This is a genomic window from Xanthomonas sp. CFBP 8445, assembly GCF_025666235.1.
GTDB lineage: Bacteria > Pseudomonadota > Gammaproteobacteria > Xanthomonadales > Xanthomonadaceae > Xanthomonas_A > Xanthomonas_A indica.
On sequence record NZ_CP102594.1, the window covers coordinates 1,566,053 to 1,585,324 of the forward strand.

The window sequence follows — 19,272 nt, forward strand, 5'->3', positions numbered from 1 at the left end:
GCCAATCGCATGAAAAAGCTGGTTGCATAAAAAAACGGCCCCTTTCGGGGCCGTTCTTGTTACCGGAACACTGGTGGTATCAGAACCGCTGGGTGTATTGCATGAACAGGTAACGGTCGTAGTCCAGCATCGGATCGATCGACGAAGAGCTGTTGTTGGTCAGCGAGTAGGTGATCGGCGGCTGCTTGTTCCAGATGTTGCGAGCACCCACGGTAACCGCGCCGTTCCAGGGGGCCGACCAGGTCATCGAAACGTCCTGATAGGTGATGGCTCCCTTCTTGTTGGCGCCCACGCCACCGCCCCAGCCGGCGTTGGGCGTCTGGTAGTTGGGCTCGTTGCACTCTTCGGCGTACTGGCAGAAATCGCGGTAGCCGCCGTAGTAGCGCAGGTTCCAGCTGGCCGACAGGTCGCCCTTGACCCAGTTCACGCCGAGCGTGGCCCGAACGCGCGGGTAGTTCCAGTAGCCCGCGTAGTCGTTCCAGGGGCTGCCCTTGTCGCTCTGCTGCCGGAACGCAACCAGGTAGTTGCTGTCCAGTCGCAGCGAGAACTGGCCGACCGCGAATTCCGGCAGGCGATAGTTCGCGACGAAGTTGTAGCCCTCGGTTTCCAGCGCACCCAGATTGGTGTTGCCGCGGCTCAGGCTGACCACCTGGCCGGTGGCCGCATCGCGGGTGTAGTTACAGAACGAGGTGACGCCGTTGTAGCACTGGTTCAGCACATAGGTCGCGCTGACCGCGGTGATCACGTTGGAGATGCTGATCTTGTACCAGTCGAGCGAGAAGTCCAGGCCCTGCACCCAGTGCGGGCTGAAGACCAGGCCGACCGTGCGGGTCTTGCTGTACTCAGGCTGCAGCTCGGCGTTGCCGACGCCGGCCTGGAACGCGGAGTTGCTCTGCGTTTCGCGGGCGCTGACCGGCCTGCCGGCGTTGTCGGTCTGGCGGAAGTTCGGCGAGAGGCCTTCCGACGCGCAGCGCGCTGCCACGACGGGAGTGGACAGCTGGCCGAAGCGCGCATCGCACGGGTCGGTGAACGGATCGAAGGACTGCGAGCCGCCGCCGAAGGTGTCGTCCAGGGTCGGGGCGCGGAAGCCCTTGCCGTAGGTGCCACGCACCAGCAGATCCTCGACCGGCTTCCAGGTCAGGCTGAACTTGCTGTTGGTGGTGTTGCCGAACCGGTCGTAGTCCGAGTAGCGGCTTGCCACGTCGAACGAGAGTTCCTTGGCGAACGGCACGTCCTTCAGGACCGGAATCATCAATTCCAGGTAGGCTTCGTTGGTCTTGTACTTGCCCGTCGTCGGCGCGGCGGCCAGGTCGGTGGTGTAGCCCGCGCTGGAGAGCTGGTCCGGGTAGTCGTAGCCGCTGACTTCGCGGTGCTCGACACCTGCGGCGAACGCGAACTCGCCTGCCGAACCCGGCATGTCGAACAGGCCGCCGGTGATGTTGGCGAAGTACTGCTTGCTCACGCTCTGCTGGGTAGCCTGGCCGAGGGTGCTGATGTACTTCAACGCATCGGCGGCGGACGCGGACGGGCCGCCGAGGATGTTGAACGGCGTGCACTGCCCGGCAGCCAGGCCGGTGCCCAGCGCGATCGGGTTCGCCGCGGTGCCGCACTGAACGACGCCCTGTGCATTCAGGAAGGACGGTCCCAGGGCCTTCTGCAGCGCCAGCAAGTTGATGTTGCCGGTGCTGATCTGGGTGACGTCGTACTTGTTGTAGTTCATGCCGACGTCCCAGTTCCAGCCATGGGTGCCGACATTGAACGCGCCTTCCAGGGCGGCGTCGAAGTGGAAGCTCTTGACGTCGTTTTCCGAAACGCGCGGGATCTCCGTGATGCGACGGAACCACGAAGTGATGTCCTGGCCGACCGGGTTGTAGTAGCTCTGGCCGCTGATGGAGACCGGGAACGTACGCTGCGAGGTCGCATTCAGCGGGTAGCCGCCGACCTGGCGCGTGGAGTTGCGCTCGGAGTACATCGCCGTCGACTTGAAGGTGATGTTCTCGTTGATATCGAAGCTGCCGGAGGTGAAGACCGACTTGGTCTCATTGCCCTGCGCCAGCATCATCTGCTGGGTGACGTTGAAGCGATCGTCGGTGGTCAGGCCATTGTGGTAGTTGGCGAGGCTGCGCGAATCGGCGCCGACGCCGTTGCCGTCCCACGAGCCGGTATGGTTCAGGACGTAGGTGCTGCCGTTGTAGTTGAAGCGACCCCACGGACCGGTGGCGCTGAGGCCGTCCAGCGGGTGGCTCGGTCCAAAGGTGGTGCGGGTCAGTTCGCGGTCCTTGGCGAACACCGGATCTTCCTTGGTGTAGCTGGCGCCGAACACGAGCGAGGAGTGGTCGCCGCTGGCGCCCAGGGTGATCGAGTAGGACTGCTTCTGGCCGTCGCCGCGGCCGTTCTGGCCGAACAGCGCCGAGGCTTCGGCACCTTCGAAATTCTTGCGCAGGATGATGTTGACCACGCCGGCCACGGCGTCGGAGCCGTAGATCGCCGAGGCGCCGTCCTTCAGCACTTCGATGCGATCGATCAGGGCGCTCGGGATGGTCGACAGGTCGGTGTAGCCGGCCAGGCTGGAGGTCCAACGCTTGCCGTTCACCAGCACCAGGGTGCGCTGCTCGCCCAGGTTGTACAGGTTGACGTACTGGCCACCCTGTTCGGCGTTCGAGGTCAGCACCGCTGCCTTGCTGAACGTCTGGGTGCCAGAGACGGTGAGGTTCTGCAGGATGTCGCCGACGCTCACCAGGCCGGACTTCTTGATCTCCTCAGAGGACACGGTGAAGACCGGCTGGGCGGTCTCGACGTCCACGGAACGGATGCGCGAACCGGTGACTTCGATGCGATCCAGGTTGGTGGCGCCGCTGCCGTTCGCGTCCTGAGCGACGGCTGCGCCAGCGGTGCCACCGGCGCCCACAACAAGCGCGAGCACCACTGCATCACGCAGTGTGTTGGTCTTGCAATTCATTAGCTCTCTCTCCGAAAGATGGGGTAAAGCCCAAGGTTGCCTGTGGGCGGAATCGAAAGCGCGATTCCAAATCCCTTCAGGGTGCCTGGATGTTAGCCCGGTCGGAGGAAGAATTAAAGTACCGTTAACGAAGTGGTACTTTTGTGTGATTTCAGAGAAAAATCACCTTCCATCACGTTGCTTCGTGACAGGTGCGGCCAGCGCGGCACGCTATGGCGCGCTACAGGTCCTGCTCGTAGCGCACATAGGGGATGGTCCCCTCTTCGGTGCTGATGTTGTTCGGCGAGAACGGGTTCTTGCCGCGGGTGATGACGTTCTCGGCGCCGACGGTCAGCTGGCCGCTCCACGGGGTGCGCCAGGTCAGGCCCACGCCCAGGCCGGTCCACTTGCCCGGCTGTCCGGGGGCGTCGACGACGCGGCCGATGACGTTGGCGCTGAACGAGCCGTAGCCGCCGCCGATGCTCAGGCTCTTGCTGTCCCAGCGGTCGAGCATGGCCGGGGTGGCGTCGGCGATCGGCACCAGGCGGGCCTTGGCGTAGGTGCCGCCGATCGACACGAAACCCTCGCGGCCGATGTTCTGCTGCGCGAAGACGGTCAGGTCGTTCTGCTCCATCCGCATCGACGGCGTCTTGTTGGCGCCGGCCAGCCAAGCGGGGAGGTTTTCGCGACCGGTGCCGGCCGACAGCGACAGGCGCCCGCCGGGGCGGTTGAAGGTGGTGGTGGCGGCGACATGATGGCCGGTGCTGCCGTCGTCGTCGCCCAGGCTGGCCAGCATGCAGTGGCTCGCCAGCCCGCTGATGCTGCTGCCGCTGGCGCTGTTGCACAGCAGGCCCAGCGAGTCGCCGGAGGACAGGCCGAACGCGGCATCCAGGGAGTTGCGGCCGAAATGCCAGCGCGCCCCGACCGCCTGTTCGCCGGTGGGTTCCAGGTACAGCAGCGCCTCGACCTTGCCGCTGCCCTTGTTCCAGACCGGCAGCACGGTGCGGTCCTGGCCGTTGGCCGGCTTGTTCTGCGCGTGCGCGCCCGTGCTCGCCGCAAGGGCGATCAGCAGGGCGAGCGGTAGGCGCAGGAAGGGTCGCATCAGCAGTCTGAGACTTGGGGCGGGCACGAAAGTTCCCGCCGGACAGGGTGGTTGATGCTAGTGGGTTTATGTTTCTTTAACAAGTCGGACTCCCCGGTCGCGACGCGCATTTCCGCTAGTGCAAGCGCTCCGAGGGCGTCGGTTCAGCCTGCGTTACGGCAAACAATACTCCGAATTCCGTCAAGGGGAAGTCATAGTGGCGGCCGCAGAATTCGCAGCGGATCTCAACTTGGCCGGTGGCCTCGGCCGCGGCCCGCGCTTCCTCCTCTCCGAGGGAGCGCAGCATCGCCGCCACCCGTTCGCGCGAGCAGGAGCAGCCGAAGCGCAGCGGGCGGTCGCCGAGCAGTTCCGGGGTCTCCTCATGGAACAGCCGGTGCAGCAGGGTCTCGGCGGGCGTCGCCAGCAGCTCGGCCTCGCCGACGGTTTCGAACAGCGCACCGGCGCGGTTCCAGCCGTCCTCGTCGCCGGCGTCGCCAGGCAGCTTCTGCAGCAGCAGGCCGGCGGCATGGCTGCCGTCGGCGGCCAGGATCAGCCGCGTCGGCAACTGTTCGGACTGGCGGAAGTAGTCCTCGAAGGCTTCGTCCAGCTCGGCCGAGGACATCGCCACCAGGCTCTGGTAGCGCTGCGGTTCGCGCGGGTCCAGGCCGGGGTTCTCGATGGTGATCGCCAGCAGGGCGTCGTCGCCGAGGGCGCGCAGGTCGCGCGGCGCGTCCTGGCCTTCGCTCAACTGGACGATGCCGCGCAGCGTGCCGGCCGCGGTGCACTCGGCGAACAGGGTGCGCAGCACGCCCTGGCTGCGCAACTGCACCGACAGACGCCCGTCGACCTTGGTGTGGCCGGTGAACAGGGCCGCGGCGACGCAGGCCTCGCCCAGCAGTTCGGTGGCCGCGGCGGGGTAGCTGGCCGGCGCCAGGATCTCGCGCCAGGTGTCGTGCAGGCGCACGTGCACACCGCGCACCCCGGCGCCGGGCAGCAGGAAGCGGGTCAGACGATCGTCGGAAGAATGCATTGCGGCCTCGCTGCGCATGGGAAGATGGCGACCGCACGAGAGTGGATCGTCACGGTGGACCAGATCGAAGAGAGCATAGGAATGGGGGCGGCGCGACGCGATGCAAGTGGCGCTGCGCCGGCGCGTCCACGGGCCAGGCGCTGGCGGCGCTGGCTGCTGCTGGCGCCGCTGGTCTTCGTGCTGGCGAGCGTGTCGCAGGTCCTGCTGCTGCGCTTCGTCGACCCGCCGTTCTCGGCGATGATGCTGGAGCGCCAGCTCGGCGCCTGGGCCAGTGGCGATTGGTCGTACCGCATCGCCTACGACTGGCGCGACACCGCGCAGATCGCGCCGAGCCTGCCGATCTCGCTGGTCGCCGCGGAGGACCAGCGCTTTCCCAGCCACCATGGCTTCGACCTGGACGCGATCGAAAAGGCGCGCGACCACAACGCGCGTGGCGGGCGCCTGCGCGGCGCCAGCACGATCAGCCAGCAGGTCGCCAAGAACCTGTTCCTGTGGCAGGGCCGCAGCTGGCTGCGCAAGGGATTGGAGGCCTGGTACACGGTGCTGATCGAGGCGCTGTGGTCGAAGCAGCGCATTCTCGAGGTGTACGCCAACGTGGCCGAGTTCGGCGACGGCGTGTACGGCGCGCAGGCGGCGGCGCGCAGCTTCTGGAACAAGGACGCGGCGCAGCTGACCCCGGCGCAGAGCGCGCTGCTGGCGGCGGTGCTGCCGGCGCCGCAGCGCTACAACGCCACGCGCCCCGGCCCCTATGTGCAGGGGCGGGCCAACTGGATCCAGCGCCAGACCCGGCAACTGGGCGGCCCGGCCTACCTGCAGGCGCCGTAGGCCTGAAGCCCCTCTCCCACCGGGAGAGGGGTTGGGGTGAGGGTACGGCCGCACGTGCGCATTGGGGTTCGGCGGCAGGCGGACCCTCATCCGCCCCTTCGGGGCACCTTCTCCCAGTGGGAGAAGGGAGAAGTTCCCTTTTGCCAGGCGATGCCCCGCCGCTGGTGGACGCGCAGGCCGCTCCGTACCATCCGCCGATGGAATCCGAACGTCTCACTGTCGTCGTCACTGCGTTCAACGAGGCGCAGACCCTGCCGCTGCTGCACCCGCGCATCCTTGCCGCGCTCGACGCCGTGCCTGGGCTGGAGGGGCGGGTGCTGTACGTGGACGACGGCAGCCGCGATGCCACCTGGGAGACGATCCAGGCGCTGGCCGCGTCCGATCCGCGGGTCGGCGCGCTGCGCCTGTCGCGCAACTTCGGCAAGGAACTGGCGCTGACTGCGGGCCTGGACTGTGTCGAGCGCGGCGCGGCGATGCTGCTCGATGCCGATGGGCAGGATCCGCCGGAGCTGATCGGGCAGTTCGTGGCGCATTGGCGCGCCGGCTACGACGACATCTATGGCACGCGCCTGGTGCGCGAAGGCGAGGGCTGGCTCAAGCGCGGCACCGCGGCGCTGTTCTACCGGGTGATCGGGCGGCTGTCGAAGACGCCGATCCCGGCCGATACCGGCGATTTCCGCCTGCTGTCGCCGCGCGCGCTGGCCGCGCTGCGGCAGTTGCGCGAGCGCCACCGCTTCATGAAGGGGCTGTTCGGCTGGATCGGCTTCCGCCGCCTGGCGGTGCCGTACCGGCGCGCGCCGCGGCTGGCCGGGCGCAGCAAGTTCAGTCTGTGGCGGCTGTGGAATTTCGCCCTGGACGGCATCACCGGGTTCTCCACCGCGCCGTTGCGGGTGGCGACCTACCTGGGGCTGGCGACGGCGGTCGGTGCCTTCGTGTTCGCGATCTGGGTGGTGGTCAAGGCGGCGCTGTGGGGCGATCCGGTGGCCGGCTGGCCGACGATGATGGCGGTCATCCTGTTCCTGGGCGGCGTGCAGCTGATCGCGCTGGGCCTGATCGGCGAATACCTGGGCCGGCTGTACGAGGAATCCAAGCAACGCCCGCTGTACCTGGTGGAGACCTGGCGTGCACCGGGCGAAGGAGTATGCTCGGCCGTGCGATCCAGCGAACCGGGAGGCAGCGATGCGCACGGTACGGCAGGTCTTGAGCGAAAAGGGCAATGAGATCCACGCGGTCGCGCCGGGCACGGCGGTGATCGAGGCGCTGCGGCTGATGGCCGCCAAGGGCATCGGCGCGGTGCTGGTGATGCAGGACGGACAGCTGTCCGGGATCCTGTCCGAGCGCGACTACGCACGCAAGGTGGTCCTGCAGGACCGCTCCTCGGCGACCACGCCGGTGCGCGACATCATGAGCAGCAAGGTGCACACCGTGGACCCGTCGCAGAGCGTGCAGCAGTGCATGGAACTGATGACCGGGCAACGCATCCGCCACCTGCCGGTGGTGGACGCCGGCCGCGTGATCGGCGTGATCTCGATCGGCGACCTGGTCAAGGCGGTGATCGAGGAGCAGCGCCAGGAACTTGATCAGTTGCAGGAGTACATCAGGAGCTGAGATTGGGGAGTCGGGATTGGGGATTCGTAAGAGCGGGGGCGCGCGTGCGCCGGTTGCGCCGCGCGAATCACCCATCCGGATCTGGCGGTGATCCGGCAGTCTGCTTTTGCGAATCCCTAATCTCGAATCCCGAATCCCGCGGCTACTTGCCGCCGCACTGAATATCCTTGCCCGGCCCGGTCTCGATGGTGGCCAGCAGCGCGGCGGGCGGGGCGATGCTGCCCAGGGCGACGGCGATCGCGCCGCGTACGCCCAGGGCCTTGAAGTCGGGGCGGAAGCTCGGGTCCTTGAAGGTGCCGCCGACGCGCAGCGGCGAGCGCAGGGCGAGGATGCTGTGGTCCTTGGGCTGCGCCTTCAGCAGCAGGTCCAGGCGCTCCTGGCCCAGGTCGATGGTGCCGCTGCCGACCAGCAGGGTGTCGGTGCTGTCGAAGGCCAGGGCGCGCGAGGTCATCACCCCGCGCTGGACGCCGAAGTCGCCGAACGCGCAGCGCACCGGGATCTCGCGGTCCTTGGTCACCAGGTACTTCAGCGATTCGGCGATATCCAGACCGGCCAGTTCCATCACCAGGTTGCTGATGCGGCCCTTGCCCATGCCGACGGCGACGTTGCCGTCGGCGCTGCCGAGCATCTGCGCGATCGAGTTGCCGCTGCCGGCCAAGGCGATCTCGCCGCCGACCGCACCCGCCGCTTCCTTGGCCAGCTTGCCGTCGGGGAACAGCTTGCCCAACTGCACGCCGCGGATCGACACCTGCGCACGGGTGAACAGCGTGGGCTTGCGCGCATCCATGCGGATGTCCGAGCGCAGGTCGCCACCGGCCACGCCGAAGTTCAGCGGTTGCAGCAAGAGCACGCCGTCATCGAGCTTCAGGTGCGCGTCCATGTCGTCCAGCGGCAACGACGGCGCATTGATGCGCTGCGCCTTCCAACGCACGTCGGCATCCATCGCGCGCAGCTTGCCGAGGTCGTACGGGGTGGACGGCAGCACCTTGTCGGTGGCGGCGAGCTTGGCCGCTTGCGCCTTCTGCTCGGCGTTGGCGGTCTCGCCGGCGCCGGTGCGCGGCGGCGCGCCGACGAAGCCGGCCAGGTCGTCGAAATCCAGGCGTTGCGAACGCAGGTCGGCGCGCAGGAAAGGGCGCTGCCCGGCGGTGTCGATCTGCACTGTGCCGGCCAGGTCGCTGTCGCCGGCGCGGCCGCGGAAGTCCTGATAGCGCCAGCGCTCGCCGTCGCGCTGCAGACGCCCGTCGAGTTGGTAGGGCGGCGTGGAGGGGATGGCGATGCCCAGCAGCGGATACAGATGCGCCATGTCGGCGCCGGCCAGTTGCAGTTGCAGGTCGAACACGCGCAACTGGAACGGATTGGTCAGCGTGCCGCGCATGTGCGCGCGGGTGCTGCCGGCGCTGCCGCGCAGGTCGACGCGGAACGGATGGTCGCTCTCGCTCAGTTCCAGTGGCGAGGCGGTATTGCCTTTCAGGGTGAAGGGATTGCCGCGCCAGCGGCCGTCGCCGCTGACCGCGATCGGCGGCGCGGCGTCGCCGCGGCGTCGCTGCCCGACCTGGCTGTCGACGGCGATGTCGATCTCAGTGCGTCCGACCGGGTCCTGGAAACGCAGATGTCCCTGCTGCACCAGCAAGGCGCCCAGCACCACCGGCCTGCCGCCGTCGTCGGACTGGCCGAACGCCCAGTTGCCGGGCTGTCCGGCCGGGCCGGTCTCCAGCAGCAGATCGGGCTTGGTCAGGCGAATCTCGGGAATGCGCACGCGGCCGCGCAGCAGCGGCCACAGCGCGATATCCAGTTCGGCACGGTCGGCGCTGGCCATCTGCGGCTGTTTCGACCAGTCGGCATTGGCGAAGCGCAGGCGATCGCCGCGCACGGTGACGATGCGGCCCAGGTCCACATCCAGGTTGCCGTCGATATGGAAGGCGCGGCCGGTGCGTGCCTGCACCGCCCGTTCCACCGGCGCCTTGAACCAGTTCCAGTCGAAGATCAGGATGATGACGAGCAGGAGCAGCACCAGCGCGCCGAGCACGAATGGCCAGCGCCGCAGGCGGCCGTCGTTGCGCCGCCAGGGCCAGGAGCGGCGGCGTGCGCCGGATGCGGAAGCAGGGTCGGGAGCCATGCGGCCATCCTAGGCAGCCGCCGTGCACGGGGTGCGAAAGCGAGCGGCCGCCTCAGAGCACCTGGCCGGTCACCGCCACGAAGTGGCAGACGCTGCCGGCGAGCACGAACAGATGCCAGATGGCGTGGAAGTAGCGCACGGTGTCGCGCTGATAGAAATACGTGCCCAGGGTGTAGAACAGGCCGCCGGCCAGCAGCCAGCCCAACGTCCAGGCATCGATGGAACGCAGCAGCGGTTCGATCGCCACCACGATCAGCCAGCCCATGGCGATGTACAGGATGGTGGAGAGCAGGCGGAAGCGGCCGGTGAAGAACAGTTTGAAGATCACCCCGGCCACGGCGATGGTCCAGATCGCCGCGAACAGGCCCCAGCCCCACGGGCCGCGCAGGCCGATCAGGGTGAACGGGGTGTAGGTGCCGGCGATCAGCAGGTAGATCGCGCAGTGGTCGAAGATCTGCAGGCGCGCCTTGGCGCCTGGATGCGGAATGGCGTGGTACAGGGTGGACGCCACGTACAGCAGCAGCAAGGTGACGCTGAACACGATGGCGGTGGCGAGCTGCCAGCCGTCGCCGTAGATGGCTGCGAGTGTGATCAGCACCGAGCCGCCGGCCAGCGCGGCGATCGCGCCGAGGCCGTGGGTCAGCGCACTGGCGAGTTCGTCGCGCCAGTCCGTGGAAGGCTGCGCGTCGGCGTTCGAGTAAGCGGGCGACCGGTCTGCATCCATGGGTCCGCACGGTAGCGCAATTGCGAGCGGTTCGCATCCGCTGCGGCGCAGGACTGCGACGCCGTTGGGCGTGCGCTCATCCGGCGCACGCCCGCGGTCACAGGGCGGTCATTCCACCGCCAGGCTGTGCGCGTGTTCGCGGGTGGCGGCGAAGCGCACGTCCGGCGCACGTTCCTGCGCCAACTGCAGGTTGACCCGGGTCGGCGCCAGGTAGACCAGTTCGCCGGCCGCGTCGATGCCCAGGTTCATCGCGTTCTTCTCGCGGAACTCTTCCAGCTTCTTAGGGTTGTCGCAGTGCACCCAGCGCGCGGTGACCACGCCGACCGGCTCGAAGCTAGCGTCCACGCCGTACTCGTCCTTGAGCCGGTAGGCGACCACGTCGAACTGCAGGGTGCCGACCGCGCCCAGGATCAGGTCGTTGCTCATCAGCGGCCGGAAGAACTGGGTGGCGCCTTCCTCGGACAACTGCGCCAGGCCCTTCTGCAACTGCTTGAGCTTGAGCGGATCGCGCAGGCGCGCGCGGCGGAACAGTTCCGGGGCGAAGTTGGGAATGCCGGTGAACGACAGCGACTCGCCCTCGGTGAAGGTGTCGCCGATGGAGATGGTGCCGTGGTTGTGGATGCCGATGACGTCGCCGGGATAGGCCTCGGCGGCGATTTCGCGGTCGCTGGCCATGAAGGTCAGCGCGTTGGCCAGCTTGACCTCCTTGCCGGTGCGCACGTGCAGGGTCTTCATGCCGGCGGCGAAACGGCCCGAGCAGATGCGCATGAAGGCCACACGGTCGCGGTGCTGCGGATCCATGTTGGCCTGGATCTTGAACACGAAGCCGGTGAGCTTGTCTTCGCCGGCCTGCACCTGGCGGCCGGTGGTGGCGCGCGGCTGCGGCGGCGGCGCGTGCTCGGCGAAGAAGTCCAGCAGCGGCTGCACGCCGAAGTTATTGACGCCGGAGCCGAAGAACACCGGGGTCTGCTTGCCGGCGCGGTAGGCCGCCAGATCGAAGGCGTGGCTGGCGCCCTGTACCAGTTCCAGTTCCTCGCGCAGTTCGGCCAGCATCTGCTCGCCGATCTTCTCGGCCAGGCCAGGCGCGTCCAGCGACGGGAAGATGGTCGAATCCTGGCGGGTGAAGTTGCGGCCGGGCTCGTACAGGTGCACCTCGCCGGTTACCAGGTGCACGACGCCCTTCAGGCGCTGGCCCATGCCGATCGGCCAGGTCACCGGGGCGCACTCGATGCCCAGCACCGTCTCGACCTCGTCGAGCAGGTCGATGGGATCCTTGCCCTCGCGGTCGAGCTTGTTGATGAAGGTCATGATCGGCGTGTCGCGCAGCCGGCAGACTTCCATCAGCTTGATGGTGCGCTCTTCCACGCCCTTGGCCACGTCGATCACCATCAGCGCCGAGTCCACCGCGGTGAGCACGCGGTAGGTGTCCTCGCCGAAGTCGGCGTGGCCGGGGGTGTCGAGCAGGTTGATGATCTTGCCTTCGTACGGGAACTGCATCACCGACGAGGTCACCGAGATGCCGCGCTCCTTTTCCAGCGCCATCCAGTCCGAGGTGGCGTGGCGCGCGGCCTTGCGGCCCTTCACCGAGCCGGCCATCTGGATCGCCCCGCCGAACAGCAGCAGCTTTTCGGTCAGCGTGGTCTTGCCGGCGTCGGGGTGGGAAATGATGGCGAAGGTGCGGCGGCGCGCAGCTTCGGTGGCGACTTCGGACATGGGCGGCACGCCCGCAAGGGGCGTCATCGGCAACGGAGGAAGCCGCCGATTATAGCGGGCTTGCCGGCAGGGCCGTTCAGTTGCGCACTTCGCGATGCGGGGGCTTGCCGGCCTGTCGGTGATGGCGCTAGGGCGGGGTGGGATGGGCGAAATGCAGTTCGCCCAAGGGCCCGGCCATCCGGAACGGCACCGATTGCAGGCGCAGGCCGCGGTTGAGCTGGAGGGCGAAATGCAGGTGCGGGCCGCTGCTCAGGCCGGTATTGCCGGACAGGCCGAGACGCTCGCCGCGCCGCACCGCCTGGCCGACCCGCACCTGCACGCCGCCGGCGGCCAGGTGCGCATAGATCGCCATGCTGCCGTCGGCGTGCACCACCCGCACCAGATTGGCGGCCTGGCCCAGGCGTGGATCGGTGCCGGACTCGCGGAAGTCGTCGCGTACCTCCATCACCACGCCCTCGCGCGCGGCCAGTATCGGCGTGCCCTCGGGCAGGGCGAAGTCCAGCGCATAGGCATTGGCCGGATCGCGATGGCTGAACGCGCCGCCGAAGCCCTGATCGATGCGCACCGGGCGATCGGCGAAGGGCAGGGCATACAGCACCGCGTCGGCATGGGCGCGCGGCGAACCGGGCACCGCCTCGATGCGCAGCCGGGCGCCGTCGCCGCCCGTCTCGGCGAGGTCACCGGGCGGATACAGGCGCGCGACCACGCGGCGCTCGCCGGCGGCCAATTCCACGGTCAGCGGCAGCGCGGGCACGGCAGTGAAGCCGGCGCGGTCGCCCAGCAGGCGGATCTGCACCGGGCCGCCGAGCGGATTGCCCAACGCGACCTCGCGCAGGCCGCTGTCGCGGGCCTGCACTTCCAGCCATGCCGGGGGCGGTGGCGGCACGGGGCGCGGGGCATTCCAGCGCAGCAGCGGCTGCGCGGGCGCACCGGTCGCCAGTGCGAACGACAGGACCACGGCAAGCCAGCGGCGGGGGCGGCGTCGGCGCACGGACAGGGGCAGCGATGGGGGAAGCGGAGTATCGCCGAGGCCGGGGATCGAAAAATCATATCGCTTCATCCGAATAAAGAGATTGACATTGCCGAAAATCGCTGGCATCGTGGCTCCACCATCGAGACCGGCGGAGGGACAGGCCCTTTGATGCCGGGGCAGCCAGCGGACGCGCAAGCGACCGTGTAGGTGCCAAATCCTGCGGGGACCACCGCGTCCGCCGAAAGATGGTTCGATCCATGCCCTCTGCATGGCGAACGCGAGCTCCGCGAAGCTCGATGGCCGTTCCTCCCTGGATACCGCCATGCGCCTCGTGAACTCGCCTGATCGCTCCACCTCCGCCACTCCGTCCCACGACCGCGTTGCCGCGCCGGCCGACGGCGTGCACGCGATGCGTGGCGAGGTCGCCGTCGCGTTGCCGCTGCGCCATGCCGGCGTGCAACTGCTGCGCCTGCGCTACGAGTTGAGCGGCCCGGTCGTCGCACCGGTGGTGTTCGTCGCCGGCGGCATCTCCGCGCACCGTCATCTGGCCGCCAACGCCAGCTTTCCCGAGAAGGGCTGGGCCGAAGGCCTGGTCGGGCCGGGGCGGGCGCTGGATCCGACCCAGCGGCGGCTGCTGGCATTCGATTTCGTCGGCGCCGACGGCAGCCTGGACGCGCCGATCGACAGCGCCGACCAGGCCGATGCCATCGCCGCGCTGCTGGACGCGCTGGACATCGCGCAATTGCAGGGGTTCGTCGGCTACTCCTACGGCGCGCTGGTCGGCCTGCAACTGGCGGTGCGGCATCCGCAACGCCTGCACAAGCTGATCGCGGTCAGCGGCGCGCACCGCGCGCATCCGTATGCCGCGGCCTGGCGCGCGCTGCAGCGCCGCGCGGTGGCGCTGGGTCAGCTGCAGTGCGCCGAGAGCCACGGGCTGTCGTTGGCGCGGCAGTTCGCCATGCTCAGCTATCGCACCCCCGAGGAATTCGGCGAGCGCTTCGACGCGGCGCCGGAAGTGATCAACGGCCGCGTCCGCGTCGCCGCCGAGGACTACCTGGACGCCGCCGGCGCGCAGTACGTGGCGCGCACCCAGGTCAACGCCTACCTGCGCCTGTCCGAATCCATCGACCTGCACCGCATCGATCCGGCCGCCGTCGCCGTGCCCACGGTGGTGGTGGCGGTCGAAGGCGACCGCCTGGTGCCGCTGTCGGACCTGGTCACCCTGGTCGAAGGGCTGGGCCCGCGCGGCAGCCTGCGCGTGCTGCGTTCGCCCTACGGCCACGACGCCTTCCTGAAAGAAACCGATCGCATCGACGCGATTCTCGCCACCGCCCTTCGCCCCACCGGAGTTGCCGCATGAGCACTGCCCACGACACCGATCTGCCCTGTAGTGCCGCCACCGCTGCGGTCCGCGCCGGTATCGACCGCGACACCGCCTACGGCGCGGTGACCCCGCCGATCGTGCTGTCGTCGAACTTCAGCTTCGACGGCTTCGGCAACAAGCGCCAGTACGACTACACCCGCAGCGGCAACCCCACCCGGGACCTGCTCGGCGAAGCGCTGGCGGAACTGGAAGGCGGCGCCGGCGGTGTGATCACCGCCACCGGCATGGGCGCGATCAACCTGGTGCTCAACGCGCTGCTGCAGCCCGGCGACAAGCTGGTGGTGCCGCACGACGCATACGGCGGCAGCTGGCGGCTGTTCAACGCGCTGGCCAAGAAGGGCCACTTCGAGCTGATCACCGCCGACCTGACCGATCCGCGCTCGCTGGCCGATGCGCTGGCGCAGGCGCCGAAGCTGGTGTTGATCGAGACCCCGTCCAACCCGCTGCTGCGCATCACCGACCTGCGCTTCGTCATCGACGCCACGCACAAGGCCGGCGCGCTGGCGGTGGTCGACAACACCTTCCTGTCGCCGGCGCTGCAGACCCCGATCGCGTTCGGCGCCGACCTGGTGATCCACTCCACCACCAAGTACGTCAACGGCCACAGCGACGTGGTCGGCGGCGCGGTGATCGCCGCCGATGCCGAACTGCACCAGCAACTGGTGTGGTGGGCCAATGCGCTGGGCCTGACCGGCTCGCCGTTCGATGCGTTCCTGACCCTGCGCGGCCTGCGCACGCTGGACGCGCGCCTGCGCGCGCACCAGGAAAACGCGCAGGCGGTGGTGGAGCTGCTGACCACGCACGCCGCGGTGCGCCAGGTGTACTACCCCGGCCTGGCCTCGCATCCGGGCCACGCGGTGGCGGCGCGGCAGCAGCGCGGCTTCGGCGCGATGATCAGTTTCGAACTGGCCGGCGGCGAGGCCGAGGTGCGCGCCTTCGTCGACGGCCTGCGCTACTTCACCCTGGCCGAATCGCTGGGCGGCGTGGAGAGCCTGATCGCGCACCCGGCGACCATGACCCATGCGGCGATGACCGCCGAGGCGCGCGCCAAGGCCGGCATTTCCGACGGCCTGCTGCGTCTGTCGGTGGGCATCGAATCCAGCGCGGACCTGGTCGCCGACCTGCAGGCGGGCCTGCAGCGCGCGCAGCGCGCCGGCGAGGCGCTGGCACGCAAACGGGTGGACGCGTGAGCAGCGGCCTGGCCGATGCGCCATCGGCGCCGCTGCGTGCGGCGCCCATCGCGACCACCGCGCGGCTGGGCCTGCTCGGCACCGGCACCGTCGGCCGCGCCTTCGTCGCGCGCTACCAGGCGCTGCAGCAGCGCCGCCCGGGCCTGCCGACCTTCGCCTGGCTGGCCAATTCGCGCACCGTTGCCGATTGCGCGGTGACGCCGGCGCAGGCGCTGGCCGCGGCCAATGCCGCCGCGCGCACAGCGCAGGCGGTGACGCTGCCGGACGACCTGGCCCGGGGCGACATCGTGGTCGACGCCACCGCGAGCGAAGCGGTGGCGCAGCGCCATGCCGAGTGGCTGCGGCGCGGCGTGCACGTGGTCACCGCCAACAAGCTCGGCCAGGGCGCTGCGCTGGCGCGTGCCGAACAGATCCATGCCGCGCGGCATGCCGCCAGTACCCACTACGGCGACAGCGCCACGGTCGGCGCCGGGCTGCCATTGCTGAGCAGCCTGCGTGCGCTGGTTGCCGGCGGCGACCATATCCATGCGGTGGAAGGCGTGTTGTCCGGGTCATTGGCGTGGTTGCTGCATCGCTACGACGGCCGCCGCGCCTTCTCCGAGTGCGTGCGCGAGGCTGCGGCCGCCGGCTACACCGAACCCGATCCGCGCGAGGACCTGTCCGGCGAGGACGTGCGGCGCAAGTTGCTGATCCTGGCCCGTGCCGCGGGCCTGCCGTTGCGCGCTGAGCAGGTGCAGGTGGAGTCGCTGGTGCCGGCTGCGCTGGCCGCGGTGCCGCTGGCGCAACTGGATGCGGCATTGGCGCAACTGGACGCGCCGCTGGCGGCGCGCCTGGCGCAGGCGCAGGCCGAAGGTGCCTGCCTGCGCTTCGTCGGCCGCTTCGATGCGCACGGCGCCTCGGTGGGCCTGCGCGCGCTGCCATCGACGCATCCGCTGGCCAGCGGTGCCGGCACCGACAACCGCGTCGCCATCCACAGCGACCGCTATCTGCAGCAGCCGCTGCTGATCCAGGGGCCGGGCGCGGGCGCCGACGTCACCGCGGCGGCCTTGCTCGACGACGTGCTGCGGATCGCAGTGCGCTGAGCGACGCAAGCGAGGCCCGCATCAGGTGCGGGCCTCGCGGTTCGGGCTGGGGTGATACCGATGGGAAGCCGGCGTGCGGCGACGCTGACTGCACGCCGATGCGTGTGGGTCATGCGATGCGGCCGCCGCACGTAGCGCGGCGGCCGGCGCTCAGCTCATTGCAGCCCCTGGCCCATGGTCTTCAGCAACTCGCCCTGATAGTCGCCGCTGAATTCCCAGAAGAACGCGCCGCCCAGGCCCTGGGCCCTGACGTAGTTCATCTTCTCGGTGACCAGTGCCGGGTCGTCGTAACTCCAGAAGGTGCTGCCGTCGTACTTCCAGTGCGCGCGCGCCTGCGCGTCGACGTAGCTGGTGCCGGCGCGGCCGCGCAACACCTTGTAGTCCTCGATGCCGGCCTCGTAGGTGCCCGCCGCGGCGCTGCCGCTCTGGTACAGGCCGTGGTTGACGTTGGGCACGTTGGTCCAGCCGCGCCCGTAGAAACCGATGCCGAGATTGAGCTTGGCGGCCGGCACGCCACGGTCGAGGAAGGCCTGGATGGCGTCGTTGCTGTTGTAGTAACGCTGGTCGCCGCTGGATGGATCGGCCGGCGATTCGAACAGCGCGGAGTGATGGTTGGTCTGCGGATCCCAGGCGCCGTGGAAGTCGTAGGTCATCACGTTGAGGTAGTCCAGGTATTGCGCGTACAGGTTCGGGTCGGTGACGCGGATCTTGTCGATGCCGGCGCCGACCGCCACGGTCAGCAGCAGCCCCGGCCGCACTTGGTCGAGCTGGCGGCGGAACTCGGCCAGCAACGCGGTGAAGTTCTGCCGGTCCTCGGGCGTGCCGCAGGCGATGCCGCAGGCCACCGGGTATTCCCAGTCGATGTCGATGCCGTCGAACACGCCGGCCGCGGCCGCGTTGCCGCCGGCGCCGTCGGTGACCGGCAGGTTGCCGCGGATGTAGGCGTCGATGCAGGAGGCGACGAAGGCCTGGCGGTTCTCGGCGCGCGCGGCGCTGGAGAATCCGCGCGACCAGGTCCAGCCGCCCAGCGAGATCAGCACCTTCAACCCGGGGTGCGCGGCCTTGAGCTTCTTCAACTGGTTCCAGTTGCCGCGCAGCGGCTGGTCCCAGGTGTCGCCCACGCCGTCCACGCTCTGCGCGGCGGAGAATGCCTTGGTGTAGTCGGCGAAGGCGTCGCCGCCGGCGCCGGTGCTGCTGTCGGAGGGCTGGGTGACGCCGACTTCGCAACGGTTGTTGCGGACGTTGCCGAACGCGTAGTTGATATGGGTCAGGTAGCCGGCCGCGCCGCTGGCCTGGATGTCGCGCACCTGGTAGTTGCGGCCGTAGATGCCCCATTGGGTGAAGTAGCCGATCACGCGCTTGCCGCCGCCGGCGCTGGCGGGCAGGGTGCGCACGCTTAGCGTGGCGCTGCTGGCGGAGACGTTGCCGGCGTTGTCGCGGGCGCGGACCGCGTAGGCGTACGCGGTGTCGGCGGTCAGCGCCGAATCGGTGTAGGCGGTGGTGGTGGAGGTGCCCACGCGGTTGCCGTTGCGGAGGATGTCGTAGCCGGCCAGGCCGCTGCCGCCGGCATTGTCGGCGGCGGCATTCCAGCTCAGGGTGATGGCGTTGCTGGCGCGCGTGGCCGCGGCCAGGCCGGTCGGCACGCTGGGCGCGGTGGTGTCGCTCGATGGCGCCGCGACGGTGATCGCGACCGCCTCGGAGGTGCTGCGCGCGCCGGCGTTGTCGGTGGCCACGGCGGTCAGGCTGTAGCTGCCGGCCGCCGCGCCGCTCCAGGCGAGCGTGTAGGGCGCGCCGCTCACGCTGCCCAGCGAGGTGGCGCCGCGGAAGAATTCGACCCGCGCCACGCTGCCGTCCGCATCGCTGGCCGAGGCCTGCAGGGTGATGGTGTTGCCGACCACGAAGCGGGTGCCGGCGGTGGGCGCGGTCAGGGCCACGCTCGGCGGCTGGTTGGCCGAACTGCCGTCGCAGGTGCCCAGGTCCTGATACCAGCCGCAACTGGTGCAGTAGGTCGGCGCGGTGTTCCAGATCGGACCGTTGGCGCGGTACAGGTGACCGGCGTAGGTCAGGGTATCGCCGGCGGCGTAGATCGTGGCCGGATTCCAGGCGGCGACCCCGCTGCACGCGGCGGCCCAGGCCTGGCCGGGCACGAGGCCGGCCAGGACGAAACAGCAGAACAGCAACCACGATCCAGCGGATTTCGTGTGCATGGTGACGCCTCCGATGCGGTAGGTAACGCGACTGAGGAGCGGCGGTTCGCCGCTGTCTGGTTCCTTGGATCCGATCACCCGGGAGCGTGTGGCGCCGACGTCGTGTGGCGTTCGTGCGCGGACCGGGCAGGCGCAGGGTTCTGGCCAGAAGACAACGTTGTCAACAGACAATTCAGACGAATGCGAGATGTATCCAAAATCACCGCGATGACAGCGTTTTCATGAACGGCTGATGCTGCAGCGCAATGGCTGCATATCGGGCACGTCTGCGTATGCGGGGCGCGGGCTGGCACGGTGCGTGGCGGGGGCGAGGTGCGTGCGGCGCCCCAGGCGACGTGCTGTCGCCGCCGGCACGCCGCCATGATGCGCGCAAGCCGCGTTCGTGCCGCCGTGCCGGCACC

General features: G+C 69.1%; 14 protein-coding genes, 1 pseudogene and 1 riboswitch. Of the genes and pseudogenes, 6 read left to right on the plus strand and 9 right to left on the minus strand.

What is annotated here, in order from left to right; all coding sequences use genetic code 11:
* Positions 1 to 79: 79 nt before the first annotated feature.
* The 3 genes from NUG21_RS06555 to NUG21_RS06565 all read right to left on the minus strand — a co-directional run bounded on the left by NUG21_RS06555 (position 80) and on the right by NUG21_RS06565 (position 5,049).
* Positions 80 to 2,959, minus strand: coding sequence for a TonB-dependent receptor plug domain-containing protein (locus NUG21_RS06555; protein ID WP_263392620.1), 2,880 nt, complete (start codon positions 2,957 to 2,959; stop codon positions 80 to 82).
* 220 nt (positions 2,960 to 3,179) lie between these two features.
* On the minus strand, positions 3,180 to 4,040 hold the full coding sequence (locus tag NUG21_RS06560; protein WP_242080763.1) for an XOO1806 family protein: 861 nt from the start codon (positions 4,038 to 4,040) through the stop codon (positions 3,180 to 3,182).
* Positions 4,041 to 4,155: 115 nt separating this feature from the next.
* A complete protein-coding gene (locus tag NUG21_RS06565; protein ID WP_263392621.1) occupies positions 4,156 to 5,049 on the minus strand; it encodes an Hsp33 family molecular chaperone HslO in 894 nt (297 codons plus the stop codon).
* A gap of 81 nt (positions 5,050 to 5,130) precedes the next feature.
* On the opposite strand from NUG21_RS06565, the gene mtgA reads away from it, so the two are divergent.
* The 3 genes from mtgA (at position 5,131) to NUG21_RS06580 (ending at position 7,482) form a co-directional block, all read left to right on the plus strand.
* Positions 5,131 to 5,874, plus strand: coding sequence for a monofunctional biosynthetic peptidoglycan transglycosylase (gene mtgA / locus NUG21_RS06570; protein WP_263393042.1), 744 nt, complete (start codon positions 5,131 to 5,133; stop codon positions 5,872 to 5,874).
* Positions 5,875 to 6,071: 197 nt separating this feature from the next.
* Positions 6,072 to 7,094, plus strand: a complete 1,023-nt coding sequence (locus NUG21_RS06575; protein WP_263392622.1) for a glycosyltransferase family 2 protein — start codon at positions 6,072 to 6,074, stop codon at positions 7,092 to 7,094.
* Positions 7,054 to 7,482: a CBS domain-containing protein gene (locus NUG21_RS06580; RefSeq protein WP_263392623.1), complete on the plus strand. Its 429-nt coding sequence runs from the start codon at positions 7,054 to 7,056 to the stop codon at positions 7,480 to 7,482. Before NUG21_RS06575 ends, NUG21_RS06580 begins: the two co-directional genes overlap by 41 nt.
* A gap of 142 nt (positions 7,483 to 7,624) precedes the next feature.
* Here the strand turns inward: NUG21_RS06580 and NUG21_RS06585 are convergent, their stop codons facing one another.
* From NUG21_RS06585 to NUG21_RS06600, 4 genes are all read right to left on the minus strand, one after another.
* A complete protein-coding gene (locus tag NUG21_RS06585) occupies positions 7,625 to 9,598 on the minus strand; it encodes an AsmA family protein (protein ID WP_263392624.1) in 1,974 nt (657 codons plus the stop codon).
* Positions 9,599 to 9,650: 52 nt separating this feature from the next.
* On the minus strand, positions 9,651 to 10,322 hold the full coding sequence (locus tag NUG21_RS06590; RefSeq protein ID WP_010344180.1) for a PAQR family membrane homeostasis protein TrhA: 672 nt from the start codon (positions 10,320 to 10,322) through the stop codon (positions 9,651 to 9,653).
* Between the two features lie 108 nt (positions 10,323 to 10,430).
* Entirely contained in the window at positions 10,431 to 12,035 is a 1,605-nt protein-coding gene (locus NUG21_RS06595; RefSeq protein WP_263392625.1) for a peptide chain release factor 3, read from the minus strand.
* 127 nt (positions 12,036 to 12,162) lie between these two features.
* Positions 12,163 to 12,897 carry a M23 family metallopeptidase gene (locus NUG21_RS06600; protein ID WP_263393043.1) on the minus strand — a complete coding sequence of 245 codons (735 nt, stop codon included), beginning with the start codon at positions 12,895 to 12,897 and terminating at the stop codon, positions 12,163 to 12,165.
* A gap of 244 nt (positions 12,898 to 13,141) precedes the next feature.
* A riboswitch (SAM riboswitch) is annotated at positions 13,142 to 13,260 on the plus strand.
* 70 nt (positions 13,261 to 13,330) lie between these two features.
* On the opposite strand from NUG21_RS06600, the gene NUG21_RS06605 reads away from it, so the two are divergent.
* Genes NUG21_RS06605 through NUG21_RS06615 form a run of 3 tightly spaced genes read left to right on the plus strand, consistent with a single transcriptional unit; the run spans position 13,331 to position 16,664 of the window.
* On the plus strand, positions 13,331 to 14,368 hold the full coding sequence (locus NUG21_RS06605) for a homoserine O-succinyltransferase MetX (protein ID WP_160946434.1): 1,038 nt from the start codon (positions 13,331 to 13,333) through the stop codon (positions 14,366 to 14,368).
* On the plus strand, positions 14,365 to 15,582 hold the full coding sequence (locus NUG21_RS06610; RefSeq protein WP_017909760.1) for an O-succinylhomoserine (thiol)-lyase: 1,218 nt from the start codon (positions 14,365 to 14,367) through the stop codon (positions 15,580 to 15,582). The genes NUG21_RS06605 and NUG21_RS06610 overlap by 4 nt, the downstream gene beginning before the upstream one ends.
* Entirely contained in the window at positions 15,579 to 16,664 is a 1,086-nt protein-coding gene (locus tag NUG21_RS06615; protein ID WP_263392626.1) for a homoserine dehydrogenase family protein, read from the plus strand. Before NUG21_RS06610 ends, NUG21_RS06615 begins: the two co-directional genes overlap by 4 nt.
* A 155-nt stretch (positions 16,665 to 16,819) precedes the next feature.
* Here NUG21_RS06615 and NUG21_RS06620 read toward each other — a convergent pair whose 3' ends face one another.
* Positions 16,820 to 18,058 (minus strand): glycoside hydrolase family 18 protein, encoded by a 1,239-nt coding sequence (locus NUG21_RS06620; protein ID WP_263393044.1) that lies wholly within the window; start codon positions 18,056 to 18,058, stop codon positions 16,820 to 16,822.
* Positions 18,059 to 18,457: 399 nt separating this feature from the next.
* Positions 18,458 to 18,871 (minus strand): annotated as a pseudogene (locus tag NUG21_RS06625) (Ig-like domain-containing protein); the annotation flags it as partial.
* Positions 18,872 to 19,272 lie beyond the last annotated feature (401 nt).

Excerpts from the sequence above, each read along its gene's own strand:
- NUG21_RS06605 (WP_160946434.1), top strand. The coding sequence starts at position 13,331 with ATGCGCCTCGTGAACTCGCCTGATCGCTCCACCTCCGCCACTCCGTCC.
- NUG21_RS06610 (WP_017909760.1), top strand. The coding sequence starts at position 14,365 with ATGAGCACTGCCCACGACACCGATCTGCCCTGTAGTGCCGCCACCGCT.
- NUG21_RS06595 (WP_263392625.1), bottom strand. The coding sequence starts at position 12,035 with ATGTCCGAAGTCGCCACCGAAGCTGCGCGCCGCCGCACCTTCGCCATC.
- mtgA (WP_263393042.1), top strand. The coding sequence starts at position 5,131 with ATGGGGGCGGCGCGACGCGATGCAAGTGGCGCTGCGCCGGCGCGTCCA.
- NUG21_RS06555 (WP_263392620.1), bottom strand. The coding sequence starts at position 2,959 with ATGAATTGCAAGACCAACACACTGCGTGATGCAGTGGTGCTCGCGCTT.
- NUG21_RS06590 (WP_010344180.1), bottom strand. The coding sequence starts at position 10,322 with ATGGATGCAGACCGGTCGCCCGCTTACTCGAACGCCGACGCGCAGCCT.
- NUG21_RS06560 (WP_242080763.1), bottom strand. The coding sequence starts at position 4,040 with ATGCGACCCTTCCTGCGCCTACCGCTCGCCCTGCTGATCGCCCTTGCG.
- NUG21_RS06585 (WP_263392624.1), bottom strand. The coding sequence starts at position 9,598 with ATGGCTCCCGACCCTGCTTCCGCATCCGGCGCACGCCGCCGCTCCTGG.
- NUG21_RS06580 (WP_263392623.1), top strand. The coding sequence starts at position 7,054 with ATGCGCACGGTACGGCAGGTCTTGAGCGAAAAGGGCAATGAGATCCAC.
- NUG21_RS06565 (WP_263392621.1), bottom strand. The coding sequence starts at position 5,049 with ATGCATTCTTCCGACGATCGTCTGACCCGCTTCCTGCTGCCCGGCGCC.
- NUG21_RS06575 (WP_263392622.1), top strand. The coding sequence starts at position 6,072 with ATGGAATCCGAACGTCTCACTGTCGTCGTCACTGCGTTCAACGAGGCG.